The organism is Zunongwangia profunda SM-A87, assembly GCF_000023465.1.
Lineage (GTDB): Bacteria > Bacteroidota > Bacteroidia > Flavobacteriales > Flavobacteriaceae > Zunongwangia > Zunongwangia profunda.
On the sequence record NC_014041.1, the window covers coordinates 2,947,729 to 2,969,333 of the forward strand.

The 21,605-nt window shown below is 36.6% G+C and carries 18 protein-coding genes; 11 read left to right on the forward strand and 7 right to left on the reverse strand.

Features of this window, described 5'->3' with window-relative positions; all coding sequences use genetic code 11:
* Positions 1–183 precede the first annotated feature (183 nt).
* On the forward strand, positions 184–2,850 hold the full coding sequence (locus ZPR_RS13015) for a putative LPS assembly protein LptD (RefSeq protein ID WP_013072163.1): 2,667 nt from the start codon (positions 184–186) through the stop codon (positions 2,848–2,850).
* Positions 2,851–2,867: 17 nt separating this feature from the next.
* Complete coding sequence (locus tag ZPR_RS13020; RefSeq protein ID WP_013072164.1) at positions 2,868–3,254, forward strand: RidA family protein; 387 nt, start codon at positions 2,868–2,870, stop codon at positions 3,252–3,254.
* A gap of 217 nt (positions 3,255–3,471) precedes the next feature.
* On the opposite strand, the gene mgrA is transcribed toward ZPR_RS13020, so the two are convergent.
* A complete protein-coding gene (gene mgrA / locus ZPR_RS13025; protein WP_041578915.1) occupies positions 3,472–4,470 on the reverse strand; it encodes an L-glyceraldehyde 3-phosphate reductase in 999 nt (332 codons plus the stop codon).
* A gap of 192 nt (positions 4,471–4,662) precedes the next feature.
* On the opposite strand from mgrA, the gene ZPR_RS13030 reads away from it, so the two are divergent.
* Entirely contained in the window at positions 4,663–5,550 is an 888-nt protein-coding gene (locus tag ZPR_RS13030) for a phosphatase PAP2 family protein (RefSeq protein WP_013072166.1), read from the forward strand.
* Positions 5,551–5,577: 27 nt separating this feature from the next.
* On the forward strand, positions 5,578–6,111 hold the full coding sequence (locus tag ZPR_RS13035; protein WP_013072167.1) for a 5' nucleotidase, NT5C type: 534 nt from the start codon (positions 5,578–5,580) through the stop codon (positions 6,109–6,111).
* A 50-nt stretch (positions 6,112–6,161) separates the two neighbouring features.
* Here the strand turns inward: ZPR_RS13035 and ZPR_RS13040 are convergent, their stop codons facing one another.
* The 4 genes from ZPR_RS13040 to ZPR_RS13055 form a co-directional block, all read right to left on the reverse strand.
* Entirely contained in the window at positions 6,162–6,806 is a 645-nt protein-coding gene (locus ZPR_RS13040) for an acyloxyacyl hydrolase (RefSeq protein ID WP_013072168.1), read from the reverse strand.
* Positions 6,807–6,824: 18 nt separating this feature from the next.
* The gene (locus ZPR_RS13045) at positions 6,825–7,190 is read right to left on the reverse strand and encodes a methylglyoxal synthase (protein ID WP_013072169.1); all 366 of its coding nucleotides are present in this window, start codon (positions 7,188–7,190) and stop codon (positions 6,825–6,827) included.
* Positions 7,190–8,176, reverse strand: coding sequence for a 6-phosphofructokinase (gene pfkA / locus ZPR_RS13050; protein ID WP_013072170.1), 987 nt, complete (start codon positions 8,174–8,176; stop codon positions 7,190–7,192). Before pfkA ends, ZPR_RS13045 begins: the two co-directional genes overlap by 1 nt.
* A gap of 98 nt (positions 8,177–8,274) precedes the next feature.
* Positions 8,275–12,693, reverse strand: coding sequence for a translocation/assembly module TamB domain-containing protein (locus ZPR_RS13055; RefSeq protein WP_013072171.1), 4,419 nt, complete (start codon positions 12,691–12,693; stop codon positions 8,275–8,277).
* A 92-nt stretch (positions 12,694–12,785) separates the two neighbouring features.
* Here ZPR_RS13055 and tsaD point away from each other — a divergent pair, with 92 nt between their 5' ends.
* The 7 genes from tsaD (at position 12,786) to ZPR_RS13090 (ending at position 18,677) form a co-directional block, all read left to right on the forward strand.
* Positions 12,786–13,805: a tRNA (adenosine(37)-N6)-threonylcarbamoyltransferase complex transferase subunit TsaD gene (tsaD, locus tag ZPR_RS13060; protein ID WP_148211726.1), complete on the forward strand. Its 1,020-nt coding sequence runs from the start codon at positions 12,786–12,788 to the stop codon at positions 13,803–13,805.
* Between the two features lie 2 nt (positions 13,806–13,807).
* The gene (locus ZPR_RS13065; protein ID WP_013072173.1) at positions 13,808–14,521 is read left to right on the forward strand and encodes a 16S rRNA (uracil(1498)-N(3))-methyltransferase; all 714 of its coding nucleotides are present in this window, start codon (positions 13,808–13,810) and stop codon (positions 14,519–14,521) included.
* Positions 14,522–14,525: 4 nt separating this feature from the next.
* Entirely contained in the window at positions 14,526–15,173 is a 648-nt protein-coding gene (locus ZPR_RS13070; protein ID WP_013072174.1) for a DUF4159 domain-containing protein, read from the forward strand.
* On the forward strand, positions 15,163–15,681 hold the full coding sequence (locus ZPR_RS13075; protein WP_233421300.1) for a TrmH family RNA methyltransferase: 519 nt from the start codon (positions 15,163–15,165) through the stop codon (positions 15,679–15,681). The genes ZPR_RS13070 and ZPR_RS13075 overlap by 11 nt, the downstream gene beginning before the upstream one ends.
* A gap of 24 nt (positions 15,682–15,705) precedes the next feature.
* On the forward strand, positions 15,706–16,794 hold the full coding sequence (locus ZPR_RS13080) for an AI-2E family transporter (RefSeq protein ID WP_013072176.1): 1,089 nt from the start codon (positions 15,706–15,708) through the stop codon (positions 16,792–16,794).
* A gap of 10 nt (positions 16,795–16,804) precedes the next feature.
* Positions 16,805–17,980 (forward strand): THUMP-like domain-containing protein, encoded by a 1,176-nt coding sequence (locus ZPR_RS13085; protein ID WP_013072177.1) that lies wholly within the window; start codon positions 16,805–16,807, stop codon positions 17,978–17,980.
* Between the two features lie 64 nt (positions 17,981–18,044).
* Positions 18,045–18,677 (forward strand): hypothetical protein, encoded by a 633-nt coding sequence (locus ZPR_RS13090; RefSeq protein ID WP_013072178.1) that lies wholly within the window; start codon positions 18,045–18,047, stop codon positions 18,675–18,677.
* Here ZPR_RS13090 and ZPR_RS13095 read toward each other — a convergent pair.
* Both ZPR_RS13095 and ZPR_RS13100 read right to left on the reverse strand, forming a co-directional pair.
* Positions 18,674–19,948, reverse strand: a complete 1,275-nt coding sequence (locus ZPR_RS13095) for a flexirubin biosynthesis putative acyl-CoA ligase FlxY (protein ID WP_013072179.1) — start codon at positions 19,946–19,948, stop codon at positions 18,674–18,676. The two genes, ZPR_RS13090 and ZPR_RS13095, sit on opposite strands and share 4 nt — an antisense overlap.
* Positions 19,949–21,604, reverse strand: a complete 1,656-nt coding sequence (locus ZPR_RS13100) for an acyl-CoA--6-aminopenicillanic acid acyl-transferase (protein ID WP_041578918.1) — start codon at positions 21,602–21,604, stop codon at positions 19,949–19,951.
* Position 21,605: the final 1 nt, after the last annotated feature.

Sequence of the window (21,605 nt, forward strand, 5' to 3'; positions counted from 1 at the left end):
CGCTAATTCTTGGGTGAATATTTTAATTACTATTTTCGCGCAATCACAAAAGTTAGCTAAAAAAATATATGTAATTTTGGAAACTCAAAAAGTAAGCCATTCTTTACAAAAATAGTACTTAAAGCATTGCGAACAAATATACCTAATATACTTTTTTGCTGTATTTTTCTATTGTTCTCTGGTATGTTTTTACAGGCTCAGGAACTAGAACAAAATCAAAGTATTAGAATAGATCTTAAAAAAGATTCACTCGTAATGGTGAGTAATTTACCATTGGCCGAGATGGTTAGAACCCAGGATAGTATTCTTGGCCTTTTTGAAAGAGATACTTTAAAGCAGCCCCGCCAAAATCGCATGATTACCGATGTTGTTACCTATAAGGCAACAGATTATATGCGTCTTAGCAATCGCGAGAAAAAAATGTACCTGTATAACGAAGCTCAGGTTATTTATCAGGATATGACCATTGATGCCGGTTATATAATAATCGACAATGAAAGAAATGAAGTCTATGCTTATGGTATCACCGATTCTACCGGCACGTATACCCAAACTCCCGTTTTTACACAAGGTGGTAAAACAGTAGAACCCGATTCTATCCGCTTTAATTTTGATACAGAACGGGCACTGGTATATAACTCCAGGACACAGGAAGCTTCTTTTAATGTGAAGGGACAGGTAACGAAGCGGGAAAACGACTCGGTTTATTTTATGAAGAATGTGCGTTTTACAACTTCAGAAAATGTAGATGATCCTGAATATTACTTTTATGCCAGGAAGATTAAATTTGTTCCGGATAAGAAGATTGTCTCTGGACTGGTAAATATGTATATCGCAGATATTCCTACACCTCTTGGTTTGCCTTTTGGATATTTTCCGCTTACTGAGGAACGTACTTCCGGTTTTATCATACCGTCTTTTGGGGATAGCCAACAGGGTTATTTTTTACAAAACGGTGGATATTATTTTGCATTAAGCGATTATGCAGATCTTTTGGCTGTGGGGGATTACTACACTAATGGTAGTTATGCCATGCGTTTAGAATCCAGTTATACCAAAAGATATAAGTTTAGAGGAAATTTTAGCTTTAGATACGAAAGGCAATATAACAGCGAAAGGGGTTTTCCAGATTTTTCAGAAAGTTCGGTATACAATATTAGATGGTCCCATAGCCAGGATTCAAAGGCCAGCCCATCTTCAAGATTTTCGGCTTCAGTAAACCTGGGAAGTAGTAATTACTATCAACAGTCTGTAAACCAGAGCAACACCGCAAACTTTTTAAATAATACGCTTAGTTCTTCAGTATCATATAGCAAAACATTTGAGACTACTCCAGGCATAAACTTTAGTCTTACCGCCACCCATAGCCAGAATACCAACACCGGCGAAATCAATATGACGCTGCCTACATTACAGGCCAGTATAGACAGGATTTATCCATTTGCTCCAGCAGGAGGTTCTAAGAGAGGGATCATTCAAAATATCAACCTTCAGTATAATTTGCGGGCAGAAAACAGGTTTAAAACTACAGATGAACTTTTCTTTCAGCCCGAAATGTTTCAAGATGCCATACTGGGCGCACAGCATAGCATCCCGCTTGCCACAAACTTTAAGATCCTGAAATATTTCAGTGTAAGCGCAAGTACTAATTTTGAAGAAAACTGGGTATTTAAAACCTATGAAAAATCTTTTGATCAGGCAACTAATGCGGTTGTCACAGACACTATAAGTGGTTTTGATGCTTACCGTACTTACAACTTTAATACGAGCATAGGTACTACGCTATATGGTCGTAAAGATTTTAGCAAAGACAGTAAAATACAGGCTATTCGCCATGTAATGCGACCTTCCATAAGTTATGGAATTAATCCCGCATTCGATCAGTATTACGATACCTACGAGCGTACTTCCTTAACAGACGGCGTTACTGAACTAGTAGAATATTCGCGCTTTACAGGAACGCTATATGGCGCGCCAAATCAAAATTATTCCAGCTCTATAGGTTTAAGTATAAGCAACACTTTAGAGGCTAAAGTAAGGGATAAAGACAGTACCGCTACCGAGCCGAAAAAAATTAAACTATTAAACAATTTTAGCTTAAGTACCTCTTATAATCTCGCAGCCGATTCGGTTAAGCTGGCCCCTATTTCGGTTCGTGGTGGTATCCCAATTATTCAAAACAAACTGGATATCAATTTTACCGGTAACCTGGATCCTTATGCTCTTAATAACAGTAACCAGCGTATCGATAAACTAAATATCGCTAATGGAGGTAGTTTATTTAGACTTACAAATGCGAACGTGAGTTTTGGATATTCATTTTCCAGCAAGGATTTTTCGGATAAGGATAATGAAAATGAAGATGAGATTGAAAATGAATCGTACCGAAATGGTGGACGTAAAGATGATCTTTTCGGAAAAAACACCGACTTAGATGGCAATCTTTATGAGGATGAAGATCCTTTTGAAGGTAAGGAGGATAAAAAAAATAAGGAATGGTATAACTACAAAATACCCTGGGACATACGTCTGTCCTATACCATGACCTACAGCAACCAAAGAAGGCAAAGCGAAATCACTTCGCATTCCATTATGTTTTCAGGAGATGTTGAATTATCTCCAAAATGGGCCGTTGGAGCTTCTTCAGGATTCGATATCAGGGAGCGCGGCTTTACCTATACGCAATTTAGGTTTCAGAGAGATTTAGATAGTTGGCGAATGAGTTTTAGCTGGGTACCATTTAGTGCACGTAGATCATGGAATTTCTTTATTGGTATAAAAGCTTCTATGCTTAGTGATATTAAATATGACAAACGTAGACAACCAACAAGAGCCATAGGAAGAAACTAAACCAAATACATTTTATCATGAAAAAAGAAGTAATTAAAACCGATAAAGCCCCTGCTCCTATTGGACCCTATAATCAGGCGGTAAAAACCGGAAATATGGTATTTATTTCGGGTCAAATTGCTATCAATCCGTCTAGCGGCGAATTAGAAACCGGCGATTTGGAAACTGAAACCAAACTTGTTATGGAAAATTTAAAAGCCATACTTGCCGAAGCTAATTGCACTTTTGAAAACGTGATAAAAACATCGATTTTTATAAGTGATATGAATAATTTTGGAAAGATCAATGAGATCTACGGAACTTACTTTCGGGCAGACACTGCTCCAGCAAGAGAGACAGTTGAAGTTGCTAATCTTCCAAAATTTGTAAATGTAGAGATTAGTGCGATTGCGGTGATCGACTAATTATCGAACCGGAGATTAAAAAAGTCATTTTTATATATCGGCTCTAAGTGATTCCTAATTTAGTGATTACTTAAAGCCGATTTTCGCTATTCTCAAACCTCTTTTTTAAAAGTCTCTTTTAGCTTATTAAAACCATTCTTCAACTAAAAAATAAGTTTGAGATAAGTGACAATCAAATAAAAAACCTCGAATACCAATTCGAGGTTTTTAATCTTAATTATTTTCGAAGTATACTTTCGATCTTTTCTAATTCTGCCGAAGAAAATTCCAGATGATCTAAAGCCGCTATATTATCTTCCAGTTGTTTTACTTTACTTACGCCTACCAAAACCGAAGTCACTCTTTCGTCTTTTAACAACCAGGCTACCGCCATTTGTGCTAAACTTTGATTCCGGTCCCTGGCAATTTTGTTTAACTCCTGTACCTGCTTCACTACTTCAGGGGTAATTTGATTTTTCTGTAGATGTCCGCTATCTAGTGCTGCTCGAGAATTTTCAGGTATACCATCAAGGTATTTATCGGTTAAGATCCCCTGTTGCAATGGAGAAAAAACAATGCTTCCAACACCAATTTGTTCAAGCGTATCTAAAAGTCCGTCTTTTTCCACCCAACGATCCATCATATTATAACGTGGCTGATGAATAAGAAACGGAGTTCCCATTTCTTTTAAAATAGCTGCAGCTTTCGCTGTTCTTTCGGCAGGATAATTAGATACCCCAACATATAAGGCTTTACCGCTGCGCACAATTTGATCTAAAGCACCCATTGTTTCTTCTAAAGGTGTTTCGGGATCCGGACGATGATGATAAAAAACATCTACATAATCCAATCCCATTCGTTGCAGGGACTGATCTAAACTTGCTATTAAATATTTCCTGGAACCAAAATTACCATAAGGGCCAGGCCACATATCATAGCCCGCTTTAGACGAAATGATAAGCTCATCCCTGTATTTTTTAAAATCTTCGGCAAAAATTTTCCCGAAGTTTTTTTCAGCAGTCCCATATGGAGGTCCGTAATTATTTGCCAGATCAAAATGGGTAATTCCGTTATCAAAGGCTGTTCTTAAAATAGCCCTCGATTTTTCAAAATCGTCTACATCCCCAAAGTTATGCCATAACCCCAACGAGATCATGGGTAGGTTAATCCCGCTTTTACCACAGCGGCGATATTTCATTTTGTCATATCGATTTTCCTTCGCGTTGTAATTTGTCATTTAATTCTTCATTTGCTTAGCAAGCTAATAATTTTTCTCAATTTAAAGAGAACAGTATAAGGAATTTAATCGATTTAACTCTGTCAATATTCGAATACGGAGGTAATAAAGTAAATTTTTCAGTGTAAATTTTTAGTTAATCCTAAGTTTATTTTAGGTAAAACCTATTTCTTTGCATAAAAATTTAAACGCATGAAGTTGAAAAACTTTATCTCAAAGTTTGTTGTTTGCAGCTTACCATTTATTTTAACTACTATTACCATACAAGCGCAGGAAGGAGATCCTGTTTTTAATACTGAATTTAATAATCCTGAGGCGAGCACCTGGGAAACCTTAAAAGGTGACGCCAAACTGATGTATGGCGGCTTAAAATATACTTATTCAAGACCTTTCCAATGGCAGGATGACGATATAGGATTGTTTTTGGGTGTTGCTATTGGTGCTACTGGTTTAAATTTAATGGATGAAGAAGCCTATCGTTTTTTTAGTCGGCAGGAAGAACATGTACCCGGAGTAATACAGGAATTTGGTTGGTACTTCGGTAGTCCCCAAAACAATTACGGTGTAACCGGAGCGATTTATCTAACCGGACTTCTCACAAAAAATCCAAAAATTAGACGAACAGGGATATTGATGATTTCAGCAGCCAGTGCTGCAGGATTAATACAAACCGTTTCTAAAAATATCGCTGGAAGAGCGCGGCCAGGTGATGGCAGGAGCCGACTATCTTTTAAACCATTTTCCAAAGAGGGAACTTATCATTCTTTTCCTTCCGGGCATACAATTTTATCGTTTACTACTTTTTATGCTTTAAGTAAACAGTTTGAAAATCCCTGGGTAAAAGCTGGCTTATATCTGGGAGGTATTGTTTCTCCCGTTTCCAGATTATGGCGTGGTGCCCACTGGTTAACCGATGTGGCCCTAAGCATGGCACTTACCATTGCAGTGGTCGATTCTGTTGATAAATACCTTGATCAGCAAACCTTAATGCGAAATAATCCAGAATTAAGGGAACAAACAAAAATAAGTTGGCATCTACAGATGGGTGCAGGTACAATAGGTGTTGTAGGAAGATTTTAGCTTTCGTACATTACTAAAAAATTTTAAATGAAAAAAGACTCCATTGCCATCGATATGGATGGCGTTATGGCTGATGTAGAAGCACATTTTCTTAGCTGGTTTAACAAAGAATATTTAACATCTTTAACTCACGAAGATTTAAAAGGTAAATCTGAATCTAAGGCTTTTCCGGTAAAAGGGATCATAAAAAAATACGCGAATACGCCCGGTTTTTTTGAAACCGTACCGGTGATGGAAGGCGCAGTTGAAGCGGTTAAAAAATTACAACAAACATATGATGTTTACGTAGTATCGGCCGCGATGGAATTTCCAAACAGTTTAATTGAAAAAAGGAACTGGCTTAAAAAACATTTTCCATTTATAGACTGGCGCAATATAATTTTATGCGGAAGTAAGCATATCATCAATACCGATTATATGATTGATGATCATCCTAAAAATTTAGATCCCTTTAAAGGAGAAACATTGTTATTTGAAGCTTTTCATAATATCAAAATCAAAAATCATTCAAGAGCTAAAAACTGGAATGATGTTTTAAACTATTTTGATGTTAATAGCTAATATCTCGTTATAAAATAGGTAAAATATACAATTTAAATTAAAATCTTACTTTATAAATAGAAACCAATACCTAAATCAATAACCATAGCATCATACCCATCATTGACTGCATTAATATCTCCATTTGATACATGTCGATATCCTAATCTGGTATCTATAAAAAATCGCTTTATATCATAGCTGAAACCAAAAGCCAAATTATCAGAAAAACCGATTCCTTCTTCCATTCTTTCTGTAGTTCTTTCAAAATACCCAGGACCAATACTGGCTAAAAGATAAAGGCTTGATTTCAGTCCTATATTCTTTCGAATAATCACTCCAAAGTTCATTATATATTCATTGAAAGTTTTAAAGGATTGCATTTCTTCAACTCTTTCAATTAAAGGGTGATGCCTGGATACAATATATCTATCACTGGTAAGTTGATGTTTAACCGTGTTTACTTCGGGTTGAAATATAAATTCGTAATCAAAAATATTACCTTCTTTTATTTTATAATAAATTTGAAATTTTCTTAATTGAAACTCATAAAAGTAATCGCCATCAGAAAATATAGGGTTGTCCACACTTCCAAAGCCATAATTAAAACCAATTTTATAAAACGTACCTTGATATTTTTCAGGCGGTTCCTGCCCAAATGAATGAATACGAAATAATAAAATTAGACCTGTAAAAAATATTTTAGGAATGTTCAAGAATAAATTTAAGATCAATTAAAAAGCTTCAATTAAAAGTTTTGCCGTAGCCGGGTTTGTTGCCAAAGGAATATTATGGACATCGCACAGTCTCATTAACATAAAAATGTCTGGTTCATGTGGATGTTTATCCATTGGATCTCTAAAAAATATAACCATATCCACTTTTCCTTCTGCAAGCCGACTTGCAATCTGGGCATCTCCTCCAAGTGGTCCAGACAATAGTTTTTCAACTTCAAAACCTGCGGTTTCAGCCTTGCTACCGGTTGTACCGGTAGAGATTAGCCGTATTTCTTTGGACTCTAAAACGTTACGATATTCATTAAGAAATTGTACCATTTCAGCCTTCTTTCCATTGTGGGCGATAATTGCTATTGTCTTCATTAAGTAGAAAGAATTTCTGAGATTCTAAGTAAATCTTTATTGATTTTTGGTTTTTCGTGAATTACATCATCTAAAGGACAGGTAATGATATCATCATCTTTTAAGCCCACCATTACGTTTTTCTGCCCATCCAATAAAAGCTCTACTGCTTTTACAGACATTCTGCTTGCCAGAACACGGTCAAAACAAGAAGGTATTCCTCCACGCTGAATATGTCCTAAAACCGTTACTTTTGCATCATAATAAGGCAGGTTTTCTTTTACATAATCTGCTAGTTGAAATACGTTTTTTCCAATTTTATCTCCTTCAGAAACTATTACAATACTAGAATTTTTTCCCGATCTTCTACTCTTTTCCAAAGAGTCTAACAATCGATCTAAACCTAAGTTTTCTTCAGGAATTAAAATTTCTTCCGCTCCTGCACCAATACCAGTATTTAATGCGATAAAACCTGCGTCGCGGCCCATAACTTCGATAAAGAATAAACGATCATGAGAGCTCGCTGTATCCCTAATTTTATCGATAGCTTCTACTACAGTATTTAGAGCGGTATCGTAACCAATGGTATGCGAAGTTCCGTAGATATCATTATCTATAGTTCCGGGAACTCCAATAACAGGAATATCATACTCGCGACTAAAAATCTGCCCCCCTGTAAAGGTTCCATCACCTCCAATAAGGATCAGGCCGTCTACTTGCTCTTTTTTTAGCACCTTATAAGCCTTCTCCCGTCCTTCTTTAGTTCTAAATTCTTTAGAGCGTGCACTCTTAAGAAAAGTACCTCCCAGATTAATTATATTTCGTACACTACGAGCATCAAGTTCTTCAAAATTTCCGTTTATAAGTCCGTTATATCCATTATAAAATCCATAACAGCTTATGTGATAATAGGAACACGCCCTAACAACAGCTCGAATAGCAGCATTCATACCCGGGGCATCTCCCCCGGAAGTAATCACTCCAATTCGTTTAATTTTCTTACTCATAGATGTTCAGTATTTAAAGCGTAAAATTACAAAGTATAGCTGAAAATAGTAAGCTAAACCACGATTAAATTAGGAATAATTGTTCATTTTTTACCACATTATTGTTCCCCGTCTTCTTTCGGGAAATTAATATAATCGGGAGCTAAAGATTTTTTTGACTCTATTTTCTCTTCTTTAGGCTTTTGCACATTTGCAGACTGTAACTCTTTATTGGTTATTTTTCGGATTAGTTCTTTAAACGTATCAAAATCTACCGAATAAGAAAGCCCTACACCCTGGGTAAATCCTATTTGCTCTCCTATAAACTGAATATTATTCTCTCGGTTAAACACCGTAGCTCTTAAGGAACCATCTTCGTTTAAGAGAAAATCAATCTCTAAATCCCCTACAATTACAGATTCTGTAGTGCCCCCTATTGGCACACCAACCTGACCATTAATTAAAACACGCTCACTAATTTGAGTGCTTAAGGTCAAGCCAAAACGATCTACCGTTTGTTGATCTGGTGTACGATCTCCCTGTACATAATTTACCCCTACCTGAAATTTACCGTCTTCATCGGCAAAAATATCATTAACGATACTTGAGGCTCGTTCTGCTAATGTTCCTGTAATTGCTGTTTGCCTTAAACCAAATTCACTATAAAATGCATTCTGAGTAACCAGGAATAACGCCTGAAGCTCTCTACTTGCCCTGTCATCCATACGATATTCTAACTCCGATCGTACCACCGAGCTGGCGGTGGGAAACTGAATATCAAAGTTAATCTCTGGCTGAATAACCTGTCCCTGTAAATTGATCACCACATCAACCGGGATTTTACGGTTTATCGATGGATTTTCAAGTAAAACAGCTGGATTGGCATTTAAAGAGTATATAGCGCTAACATCTAATTGCGCCCGTAGCGGATTTCCATCCCAGTTAATGCTCCCTCCAGATTTTACATTAAATACTTTTTGAACCAGTCCCGCATATTTAAAATTATAAACCCCTTCATAAACAATAAAGTCTCCCCACATATTAAATTTGCCATTGGTATTTATTTCCAATAACAGGTTTCCTGCACCACGCCCTCTTAAGGTACTTCCACTGGTTTGATCGATCACTACTTCTACTTCCGCATCTCTGGTCACATCTAAATCAAAAACCAACTCTATACCTTTTACCTCAGGAATTTCTATTTCCTGTCCAGCCGCACGAGCTGCTTTTTCTTCTGGTGTTAAAAAATGGATATAAGAATTATCACCCACCGATTCTTCATCACTAAGCGGAATTTTGAAAATGGTACCTTCCTCTGTAGTGGCATTAACTTCAATCTTCAACTGGTCTGTAGGTCCTTTAATACCGGCATCTCCGCTAATGAAAGCAGTTCCGTAATAAAGGGCATCTTCATCAGCTTCCGTATCCAGTACCAGTAATCGATCTGTAGTAATTCCCAAATCTAAAAACCATTCTGAAAAGTTTTTATGTGAAATCGTTCCATCCAGGACGCCCCTGGTTTTATATTTTGTATCCTGAATATCAATATTATCAAAGACAAATCTTTGCTGGGTAAGATTTATCTGAGCCTGATTTAGAAAATCTATATCTACATTTAGATAAGGGATGCTTAAACCGGCATTGTTCAGGATTAGACTACCGCCAAAATCGGGATTTTTATAATTTCCAGTCACCGTAGCCGATCCCGATGCAAAACCTCTAATATTACTTAACACATCCCCACCCAGCGGACTAAAAGCAGCCATGTTAAGTTTTTGAAGATCGATATCTAAATCAATCGTAGGTTGCCCGCCTTTAACATTAATATCTCCGGTAGCCGATAATGATTCTATTTCATCCTTTAGAAGACTTGCATTAACCGTATAGTTGGTTAAATTTTCATTCCCTGAAACATCTAATTGCATATTGCCCAAAAGAATGTTGTTAATCGCCAAAGAATCAATTACCATGGAGGTGTTAGGGTAATAAGCCCCTTTTTCCTGTAATACATCTAATTTTCCGTTCAATCGCCCTCCTATATCCAAACTATCAATTTCAGGGGTGATTTTATAAAGATCTACATTACTAAATTCCATTTGAAGATTTTTATAAGTCGAATCTCTAACCGCGCCACTTAACCTAATTTCCTCATTCCCGTGATTCATCACCAGCGAGTCGATTGTAATATCCCTAAAACTATTTTCGAAAACGAATTTGTTGTTTTTATTTCGGTCTTGATTAATATACCAGGTATTATTTTTAAAAGTAAGGTCACTGCGCTGAATCCCTACAACCGACTGGTTTTCTTTATTAATGGTATGAAATAAATTCAGGTTAAAAACGTCACGATCGAATTTGCCACCTTTAAATTCAGATCGAATAAATAAGGTGTCCCTTTGAGTTACGTTGATAAAACTGAACTCTGAAAAGTTATATGTCCCGGTGGCTACACTATCAGCCTCAAAATAAGTATTGTAGATTGGATTGGTGTTGTCTACCTGAAGATTTACTTCCTGGAACATATTATTAAACAAATCGATCCTTGGCGATCTGAAATTCAGTTTAAATTCAGATTCATCAGATTCAACACGGCCTCTTAAAAAGGTATTTGGAGATAGCGTTAGATCCGGATAAAAGACTTCGACGATCTTATTATAAATATCAAAATCAAATTCCATGTATTGATTATTGGTAATCACATTTGGCTCATAATTAGTATAAATAGAACCTATGGAATTTTGGAATAGCGCCTGTAATTCAGACAGCTTAAACCTCCCCTTCATTTGACCGCTAATCACATCGGGACTTTTCACTTCAATAGTCCGTACATCACCGGTAAAGCTCGATTTTATGCTAAAATCATCAAATCGATATAAATCCATTGGATTTTCGTAAGATGTATTCAATAATAAGATCTCCCCTACCGCATCATCGATACTGGTACCTTCCATATTCATAATCACATCCCCCTTAAAAATAGAGATGGTATCACGATTAATAATATTCATTTTATAAAGATCAGCATAGCCTACAGAAGCTTCAAAGTCATAATTATTAATTTCGGTAGAAAGATCGGCCAAACCATTAAACTCCATTCTAAGGTTGGGATCGTTAATGGCCAGGTTCCCATTAAAAACAGGTGCTCGCATGTTACCAATCACGCGAATATTGGTGTATTTATATCCTTTAAAGCCCAGTTTTGAAATCTGCCCCCTTAATTGCGTATTTAGATTTTCAGCGGTAAAACCGGTTCCTTTAATGTCTAAATTGAAAGAAGTTTTGCCCACCTGTTTATTTTCGATCAGGCGGCCAATATTAAAATCCTTAACCTTTAGGTTCCCTGAGTAGCCAGCATTATCGCCATCATTTAAATTACTGAAGGTAAGGGCCGCCTTGGCACTTCCAAGCTGTGAATTAATATCTACATTCATAGCCACAGAAGAACTGGTGATCGTGGTATTTCCTATCACCCTAACGCTGCCAAAGGTGCTTAATTGCTGCGGAAGTTTACCCTGTAAAATTCCCGGTAAGAAGTTCACAAGATCATAATAGTTGGATGAAAAATTACGTAATGTACCGCTTAACTGAAAATCCTGAGGTTCCCCGGTAAACGCGCCTTTAAGCTTAAGGTCCCCATAAAGAGCACTGCGATCCAGACCAAAAAGCTGAACATCGTTTAATTGAAGATCATTTAAAGTTCCGCTTAATTCACTACTTAAATTGAGTTTTTCATCTTTTCCGAAGGCATCATAAAACACCCCCAGATCTGTAGAAGAAATCTGTGATTCTTTAAATGCAGCATTAATTTGTACCTTATTGAAGAAATCGCCAAAATCGCCTTCCTGGTAGTTTAAATGAATATCAGCATAAATTTCTGAATTATTTGTAATAATCTCCAGACTATCCAACCGCATATCGGTAGGATTATAAAGAAAATCTGTGCTTAAACGGTTAATTTGCATTCCCCGCTTATCATGGGCCCTAATCAACTTAATAGCTGCTCTTATCTCTGGTCCTTCCACGATAAAATCATCCGCATTAATCCCTAATTCGTCAAATTTGATAATTTCGGGATATTTATTGTTTTCATCGATAAAGCTGTATTTCCCATCTAAAACCTGGAGATTGGAAACACTTAAAGTAAAAGGCTTACTGCTGGCAGTGGAATCTGAGCTTAATTTACTTATAAAAATGCCCATATTATCTAAATCTTCCCCTTCGTAGCGATGCATACGCATTTTAAATTGCTGTAAGGTAGTTTTCCCAAGATTGGGAGAGTTATTGATAATATTTCCCAGACTTAAAATAGAGGTTCTTAGCTCTTTGGTGTAAATTAAAGTGTCCTGATGATGGTCTTCAATAAAGATCTCATTGATCTTCACATCTCCAAAATAGCTTAAGGATACGCGGCCAATTTCTATATTCACATCGTTGTTTTCCCTTAAGGTTCTGGTAAGTTTCCCGGCCAAGGAAGTCTGTACGGCAGGGATAGAAAAAACAATAAGTAGCAGGATAAACAACAAAAGCAATCCTACCAATGTTCTAGTTAATATTTTCCAGAATTTTTTGATATGCTTTTATGTTTTAACTTTGTATCCTATTAACAAATTTTATGCCCAATAAACCGCAAATGGCTGAAGATATCTATATTCTAGGAATAGAATCCTCTTGTGACGACACTGCTGCTGCTGTACTTTGCAACGGCAAAATACAATCTAATATTGTAGCTACCCAACAAGTACACCAACAATATGGCGGTGTAGTTCCCGAGCTTGCCTCCAGAGCGCATCAACAAAACATTGTTCCTGTAATTCATCAGGCCATTGCGAAAGCAAATATCGGTAAAAAAGATATATCTGCAATCGCTTTTACCAGAGGACCCGGACTAATGGGTTCTTTACTGGTAGGAACATCATTTGCAAAAAGTCTGGCAATGGGTTTAGGAGTGCCCCTTATTGAGGTTAATCACATGCAGGCGCATATCTTAGCTCATTTTATAGAAGAAGAAGGATTTAAAAAACCGGCATTTCCATTCTTAGCTATGACGATTAGTGGTGGTCATACCCAGATTGTTAAGGTAAATGATTATTTTTCGATGGAAGTTATTGGTGAAACTACAGATGATGCTGTGGGCGAAGCCTTTGATAAAAGTGCAAAAATTTTGGGACTCCCTTACCCCGGCGGGCCGTTAGTGGATAAATATGCTAACGAAGGAGATCCTAAAGCTTTTAAATTTCCAAAACCAAAAGTTAGCGGACTAAATTTTAGCTTTAGCGGATTTAAAACAGCGGTGCTTTATTTTATCGAAAAGCAAACTCGGGAAGATCCTGATTTTATTGAAAAAAACCTTAAAGATATTTGTGCGTCTATTCAATATACTATCGTTGAAATACTAATGGACAAGCTTAAAAAAGCGGTGAAAGAAACCGGAATCAGCCGGGTAGCCATTGGTGGTGGAGTTTCAGCGAATAGCGGAATTAGAAACGCACTTTATGATGCTGAGAAACGCTATAAGTGGCAATGTTTTATTCCTAAATTTGAGTATACTACAGATAACGCCGCCATGATTGCAATCGCAGGACATTATAAATACCTTAAAAAGGAGTTTTCAGATTTTTCCACAACCGCACAGGCACGATATAAAATATAAACATGCAATTATTTTTTCAGCCAGATATCGAGGAATCTGCTCAGCAAATTGTTTTTAGCAGAGAAGAAAGTAAGCATATCATAAAAGTATTACGACGTAGCGAGGGAGCTTTATTAAAAGTCACTAATGGTAAAGGTCTACTTTTTACAGCACAGATCATTAATGCAGATATAAAGCAATGCGTTGCTAAAATTATTGATACCGAAAAACAGGCAAAACCAAACTACTGGCTTCATCTGGCCGTCGCCCCAACTAAAATGAACGACCGGTACGAATGGTTTTTAGAAAAAGCTACTGAAATTGGTGTAGACGAAATTACGCCGGTTATCTGCGAGCATTCTGAACGTAAGGTGGTAAAACTGGATCGCTACGAGCGCGTTTTACAAAGTGCAATGAAGCAATCCCTACATTTTAGGATGCCTAAATTAAACGAACCTGTCGATTTTACAGCCTTTATAGAAAAACAGTTTGAAGCTGAAAAATTTATCGCTCACTGCGAAGACGATCAGCCAAGAGTCTTACTACAACACGCAGCCACAGCAGTAGCCGACACCTTAATTTTAATCGGACCGGAAGGAGACTTTTCTCCTGAAGAAATTAGACTGGCACTAACTAATAAATTTTCGCCCGTAAGCCTTGGCAGCAACCGTTTGCGTACCGAAACAGCAGCCATTGTAGCCTGTCACACAATAAATTTACTAAACGAAACTAAATAAACTTATGCTAAAAAAGTGCATTTTAATCTTCATTTTTATCTTTGGAATTCATGGGATGAATGCCCAAAAAATTGCACTTTTAAAATATAATGGTGGTGGCGATTGGTATGCTAATCCTACCGCCCTGCCCAATCTTATCGATTTTTGTAATACACATATCGCTACCAGCCTGGATCAAAAACCGGTCACGGTAACTCCCGGCGGTCCCGAAATTTTTATGTATCCTTTTGTTCATATGACGGGACATGGTAATGTTGTATTTTCTGAAAGTGAAGCGGAAAACCTTAGAAATTACCTTTTAGGCGGTGGATTTTTGCATATCGATGATAATTATGGGATGCGGCAATATTTGACTACAGCCCTTAAAACAGTTTTTCCTGAAAAAGAATTACAGGAACTGCCCGCTTCACATCCCATCTTCCATTCCCAATTCGAATTTAGTAAGGGCTTACCCAAAATACATGAGCACGACGGGAAACGACCCCAGGCGTTTGGTATTTTTGACAATGGTAGATTGGTGTTGCTTTTTACATTTGAAAGTGATCTTGGGGATGGCTGGGAAAATGAGGAAGTACATCATGACCCCGAAGAAGTCCGCCTAAAAGCATTACAAATGGGTGCTAATATTATAAAATATGCCTTTGAAAACTAAAATGCAGCTTACTCATTCCCAAAATAAATTCAGTAATAAAAAGTTTCCGGTAACCCTGGTACTGGACCACATTTCAGGAGAAGCGAACATAGGCAGTATCTTTAGGTTAAGTGATGCTTTTCATGTTGAAGAAATTATTTTCTGTGGTACCGAGCCCAATTTAAATAGCAATCGGTTAAAAAAGACTTCCAGAAGTACGCACGAATATGTGAAATTTCAGTTTTCGGAAAATCCTACCGCAATTATCAAGGGTAAAAAAGCCGAAGCTTATAGCATCATTGCACTCGAAATTACCCAAAATAGTGTGCCAATTCAGCAGTTAGAATTAAAACCTTCAGAAAAGGTAGTACTTATTGCCGGTCATGAAAATTTTGGAATTTCAGAAGACTTGTTAAGGCTATGCGACAGCATTGTGCATATTCCTATGTTTGGGAATAATAGCAGCATGAATGTTGCCCAGGCTATAGGAATTTCTCTTTATGAAATCACAAAATGCTTGATTCCTTAATTAAGAAAATCCTATATTTAGCCTGTGAATGCTAAAGAACTTTCTTACGGAATTTTAAGAGCCGCAGGTATCGCACTGGGAATCATGTTAATGCTGTTTTTCCTTTACGAAATCCAGTCGGTTATTGTTTATATTGCAGTTGCTGCAATTATCTCGCTAATCGGGCGACCGGTAGTTATTTTTCTACGCCAACGTCTCAAAATACCTAACCAGATAGCGGTAATTATCGTTTTATTACTGGTTTTGGCAATTTTTGTAGGCATTATTTTGGTATTTGTTCCCATTGTCATTGAACAGAGCCAATATTTGGGGCGTATTGATATCGAAGCTTTTAAAAGTGATCTTAATGACCTAAATGGGCAGATTAATGATTACCTGGGAGTAGAAGAAATCAATATTATAGAAAGCTTAAAAGAAAGTCAGTTTATTCGTAGTCTGGATGTGAGCCTTATTCCAAAGTTTTTAAATAATGTATTCGGAATTTTAGGGGCTACCATTGTTGCTTTGTTTTCAGTGATTTTCATCTCCTTTTTTCTATTAAAGGACAGTAAATTAATGCTAAACAGTATTCTGGTTTTTGCCAACCGTGGAAAAGAGCAAAAATTTGTGCGTGTATTTAACAAAATTAAGATACTGCTTTCCAGATACTTTGTGGGATTAACCATGCAGATTACGGTATTGTTTATTTTATATATGATTTTGCTGACCTTGTTTGAAGTAAATAATCCGGTAGCCATCGCATTTATTTGTGCCTTTTTAAATCTTGTTCCCTATTTAGGGCCGGTTTTCGCCGGAATTTTAATGGCATTGTTTGTGATTTCCAGTAATCTGGGAGCCGATTTCCAGGCTATTATTCTTCCAAAGCTAATCTATGTCATGTTAGGATATGCCATTTGCCAGGTGATCGACAATTTAATTTCACAACCTATGATTTTTGGTGCCAGTGTGAAGTCACATCCGTTAGAAATTTTCCTAATTATTTTAATTGCCGGACTGGTTTTTGGAATTGTGGGAATGGTCGTTGCCGTACCGGTATATACCGCGATAAAAGTAATAGCAAAAGAATCGTTAAGCGATTATAAAATCGTAAAAAGACTAACAAGAGATTTATAATTCCGGTATTATGAATATCGAACTTTTAACTCCAGAAGTTCAACAGTTTGTTACTGAAAATTTAAGGGCAGATGTTTCCGCATTGGTGCTAAAAGGAAGTCCTTTTGAAAACATATCTTCTGCGGAATTGGCCACACAACTGGCAGGAAGAAAAACCGCCGAAAGAAAGCTCCCTCTTTGGTTCAATAACGAACATATTTTATATCCACCAAAATTAAACCTGGAACAAACCTCCTCTCAAATAACTGCGGAATACAAAGCTTCCCTGGTTTCTGGCAAACGTTTAGCCGACCTAACCGGTGGTTTTGGTATCGATAGCTATTTTTTTTCAAAAAAGACAGGAGAAGTCTTCTATAACGAATTAAATAAAGACCTGGCTGCAATCGCAAGACATAATTTTAAAGCTTTAGAAGCGAACAATATCAACGTAAATAGTGATGATGGTTTAGACTTTTTAAAATCTACTGAAATTGAATTGGACTGGATTTACCTGGATCCCGCCAGAAGGGACGATTATGGTGGTAAAGTTTTTCGCCTGACTGATTGTACCCCAGATGTTACTCAAAACCTTCCACTACTTTTTGAGAAATCCGAGCATATTTTAATAAAAACTTCGCCTTTACTCGATCTAAAATTAGGTATTTCTGATCTCGATTTTGTAGCTGAAATTCATATCGTGGCGATAGAAAATGAAGTTAAAGAATTGCTTTGGTTTTTAAAGAAAGGCAATACTTCAGCTTTAAAAATTATCACTAAAAACTTCACAAAAAAAGAAGAGCAGACGTTTACTACTTCGTTTGATGAAAGTGAACGTGCGAATATTGGTCCTCCTGAGGCTTATCTCTATGAACCCAACGCTGCCATAATGAAAAGTCAGTTATTTGGTAAGCTTGCTATGGAATTTCAACTAAAAAAACTTCATCAAAATTCACATCTTTTTACTTCAAAAGAAAACATGAGTTTTCCAGGGAGAAAATTTAAAATTACTGATATACTAGCTTTTGGGTCTAAAGATTTAAAGAAAAGATTTAAGTCCAAAAAAGCGAATATCAGCACCCGTAATTTCCCTCTAGATGTAGAAAGTATTCGAAAGAAATATAAGATCAGGGATGGTGGAATTGATTATTTGTTTTTCACTACAAACCTTAAAGAAGAAAAGATTGTACTGGTTTGTGAAAAAGTATAAATAAGAAGTAAAAAATTTAACGCAACCTTTTTCTTTCTTTTTCATCTAACTTAAAACCAATTAAATGAAGGTAAAATTACTATTTCTGTTTTTGGCCCTAACAGTTTCTACTTACGCCCAAAAACCAGCCGTTAGAATTTTTTATGGATTTTCTGATACAGAAATTAGCGACAATGAGGATCCCAATTATATTTACAAAGATGAAATTGAAAACTTTTATGAATTGGGTGCTGAAATCACATTGCCTTTAAGCTCCAAATTCAACTTGACCTCTGGATTCACCTACTTTTATACAGATATTATAAATGGCGAAAGATTATATTCTGAACGACTATCCAGGGAAATACCTGGAGATAGGTATTCTGATAATGTAATTATTAACTTTGCATATCCTCTTCCAGATAAACAGCTCGAAATTTTATCAATTCCTATCCTTCTGGAATTTAAATTTTGGAACTATTTCTTCCTAAATGCAGGCCCAGTTTTAAGTTTTGAACTAAACGATCCAGATATTGAATACTCTCAAAACGGAATTGGCTATCATTTAGGTTTTGGTGGTCAATATCATTTTGGAAACTTCTTTGTATTTGCAAATCCGTATTTCAAACAATTTGGCACTATAGACTTTAAAGATGAAACGAGAGATCACAATTTAAATCAGTTTGGAGCACATATAGGGATAGGATATCAGTTCTAAATCGATCTTAAGTCGTGAAAAATAACTGGCTTTCGGCTTTCTTTTGGAAATTTTTTCTGAAGTAATATTGAAGCCGATAATTGCTGAATCTCAAGCTTAATTTGTAATTGGTCTCGTAGCTTATTTTGAACCTGTACCAAATTTAAGCCAATGCCTTCTGAAATTTTTATACAAACCTGATCGTTCCCAAATTCATCATTTTTAGCTTCGATAATATAATCTGAAATTCCCAGGGTATTCATCGCTTCCTGAATATGTTGAGGATAAAGCGAAGTTCCCTTAATCTTCAACATTTGCTTTTTACGCCCAAGGACGGGTCCAATTCTACCAGAAGTTCGTCCGCAGATGCATTTCTCTTCAATTCTCATCACCATATCTCCCGTCGCATATCTAATTAAAGGCATACTTTCTACCTGTAACGGGGTCACCACCAACTCCCCTGCTTCACCATTTTCAACAGGATTCCCGTTTTCATCAAGAATTTCAGTATAGATAAGGTTGGGCAAAATATGATTCCCTTTATGTAATTCACATTCAGTAAAAGCTGTAGCCATTTCGGTGGAAGCATACGTTGAAAACAGCTCCACATCCCACAAATCCTTAATTCTTTTTCGTAAAGCCGAATCTTCCAGTTTTTCATTTAGTAAGGATTCACCTATACAAATCACGCCTTTAACTGACGAACTTCGATAATCAATAGCATTTTGCTGAGCAAAATCGATAAGTTTTAGCAAAAAGGAAGGCACCGCTACCAAATATTTAGACTTAAAACGTTGAATACTGTCCCATTGTAACCCCGGTAATCCACTTCCTGTTCTCACTATTCCGGCACCTAATTTCCGCAAGCCTAAATAATAAGCCATTCCGGCCATAAACCGGCGATCTAAAGTGGTCGTGATTTGTACCACATCATTTTTAGTCACTCCGGCAATCATAAAAGACTCATACTCATTATAGGTTAATCGCTGTAAATCGGCTTCGTTCAGCATGAAATTTACAGGATTTCCCAATGTACCAGAAGTTGTTACATGATCAATTATTTCAGTATAATCTACCGCTAAAAAATCTAAATTTTGCCGTTGTAGATGTTCTTTGGTAGTGATCGGAATTCGACGAAAATCGGCTTCAGTTTTTATCGTGCTAACCTGGATATTCTTTGCTTTAAAAAGCCTTTGATAAAATGGCGATTTTCTAGAAGCATATTCTAAATGCTGTTTTACCAGTTGCCATTGCTGTTGATTCGATAATTCTGGAGAAAGAAAGTCTTTCATTTAAAGTTTCCTGTAAGATTTTTTCAGTAATTTTTCAAGATGCTCTTTATCCGGGAGGGTGGTCACCTCTCTAACTAAGGCCTGCTTAAAATCGATAATCGCCTGCTTATAATTCCCTTCGCGGTAATAGTATTGCCCGCTTAAATAATAAGCCTGCCAAAAATAAGGGTTTAAGTGCTTTAAGGCTTCAGCATCTTTGGTATCGATTGGGTTTTCATCTTCTAAAGCCTGAATAAATTGCTCCCTTAATTTTCGATATGCTTCGTAATTTTTATAATTTCTAGTCTGTAAAAAGTCAGATGCCGGAATTACTTCTTCTGCATTCATTACACTTCCGGAAACGTTTCCTTTTTCAAATTCCGTAAAAACATGATCCAGGTCGTAAGAAATAAAGGCACCCATTTGATACGGATTTGCAGAAAGCCAGACCTTTTTTTCTTCAGGTTTAAAAACAATACCATGGTGCGCCAGTAATTGATTAATTGCTTTTTCGTTGCCGTAACCAATTTTTTTATCATCCACCCCTTTTCTATTCCGAAGGATCTCAACTGCATTTTGGGGTGTTAATTGATCATTTTCATTAACTAATTGCATCATACGCTCAAAGCGATATTGCGAATGACTTTCTTTAATGGTTTTCTTATTCCTTTTATCCTCATGATAAGCGGAACTCTGAAAATGATTGCTACAAATTAACTGATTAGAATTTTCGACTTCGTAAATTCCAAAGTTTTTAGGACTCACTTCTATTAAAATTGCTTTATGATCTTTGGCGCTACCTACCATAATGGACTCTGAAACAAAAACTTCTCGCTTTTTAGCGATTGCAATTGCTTCTTCCAAATTAGAAGCATGTTGAAGAATTTCTCTGGATACCAGTGTAATGGGATCTTTTGCCAGCATAGGTATTTTGGACTTTCCGGCGTTTATGGTGACCGTGATACCTTCAGCATTCATTCCGCTTACCGCACCTATCATTCCTCCCCAGGTATACATCATGAATTTATGACCATCATCCGGATTTACAAAGGCGACCATTTTCTGATTCGAAAATTCGTCTCCGGCATAAAAGTCAAAATTACGTCCCAAAAGCAATTTTCCATCGCTTGTTTTTTCATCCCAGGCGGCAAAACTGGTACAGCCAACCAACATTAAATCCTGTAAGGCATGACCAATATCGTGCGCCCCGTGGAAGTACAACATACGAAGATAAGCCGGTGCGAATTCATCGTATTTTTTGAGTCCGAATCTCGATACGCCATAAATTTCCTGTTTATACGCTTCTGGAACATATAAATACATTTTACGGTTAAACCAGGAAACAAGCTTTTTAAGGAAATTGCGATAGCCTTCAGAAGGAATCATTTCATTGATTTTTCCCATAAACGCATTTTCCTGATGATGGATAAGATCTTGCGTTAATGCTCCATTAGCGAGTCCTAACTCTAAAGCATCTCCTTCAATGTACAGTTCCCAAACACCATATTTATTCTTAAAAAGATTGTTTTTTCCTAATGTATAATGAGTATCGCTAATTTTGGTTCTAATCGTATCGACCGATGAAATCCCGGAAATATCCGGCTGATCCTGATAGGATTTTTTGATTCCGCAGGAAAAAAGCAAAAGCACAACCAATAATGTAAAAAAATTCTTCATT